1 protein-coding gene is annotated in these 1,028 nt (G+C 70.2%); it reads right to left on the reverse strand.

Annotation, left to right across the window (positions count from 1 at the left end):
* Positions 1 to 1,028: CARDB domain-containing protein (locus G4D86_RS51545; protein WP_275899248.1), on the reverse strand; the 1,028-nt coding region annotated here is incomplete at both ends.

Consider the following 1,028-nt stretch of genomic DNA (forward strand, 5'->3'; position numbering starts at 1 on the left):
TGACGGAGGTGATGACGAAGTCCGGCCGGTTGCCAACGCCGATGCGGTAGCCGGAGGAGGAGTTGTTGTCCTCGATGAGCTCCTGGCGGTTGTTGGACGGGTCCACCACGGCGCCCAGGTGGTAGGCGCCCTGGAGGCCCGGGGGAGGCAGCCAGGCCGAGCCCTGGATGGGGACGGTGGCGCACTGGCCCTGCATGAGCCAGCCGGTGGGGGCGTTGCCCACGAAGGAGTCCTCCATCGGCCCCGGCGTGGTGTTGGTCCGGATGATGGTGTCGGCGGACAGGTAGAGCTCCACCTGGGCGTCACCGGAGAGGGTGCCGTGGTTGCAGACCGTCACCTGCGCGGTGAGGGGCTGGCCATCCTGGACGCTGGTGGGCCCGGTGACGGAGGTGATGACGAAGTCGGGCCGGTTGCCCACGCCGATGCGGTAGCCGGACGAGGAGTTGTTGTCCTCGATGAGCTCCTGGTTGTTGTTGGACGGGTCCACCACGGCACCCAGCTGGTAGGCGCCCTGGAAGCTCGGGGGAGGCGTGTAGGCCCAGCCCTGGATGGGGACGGTGGCGCACCGGCCGGGGAAGAGCGTGCCCGAGGGAGCGCCGCCCAGGAGCATGTCCTCCATCGGCCCCGGCCCGGTGTTGGTCCGGATGATGGCGTCGGCGGACAGGTAGAGCTCGACGTAGGCGTCACCCGGCTGGGTGCCGTGGTTGCAGACCGTCACCTGCGCGGTGAGGGGCTGGCCGTCCTGGACGCTGGTGGGGCCGGTGACGGAGGCGATGACGAAGTCGGGCGCGCTGCCCACGCCGATGCGGTAGCCGGAGGAGGAGTTGTTGTCCTCGATGAGCTCCTGGCGGTTGTTGGACGGATCCACCACGGCGCCCAGGTGGTAGGCACCCTGGAGGCCCGGGGGAGGCAGCCAGGCCGAGCCCTGGATGGGGACGGTGGCGCACTGGCCCTGCATGAGCCAGCCGGTGGGGGCGTTGCCCACGAAGGAGTCCTCCATCGGCCCCGGCGTGGTGTTGGTCCGGATG

This window comes from Pyxidicoccus caerfyrddinensis (genome assembly GCF_010894405.1).
In the GTDB taxonomy this organism is placed as follows: domain Bacteria; phylum Myxococcota; class Myxococcia; order Myxococcales; family Myxococcaceae; genus Myxococcus; species Myxococcus caerfyrddinensis.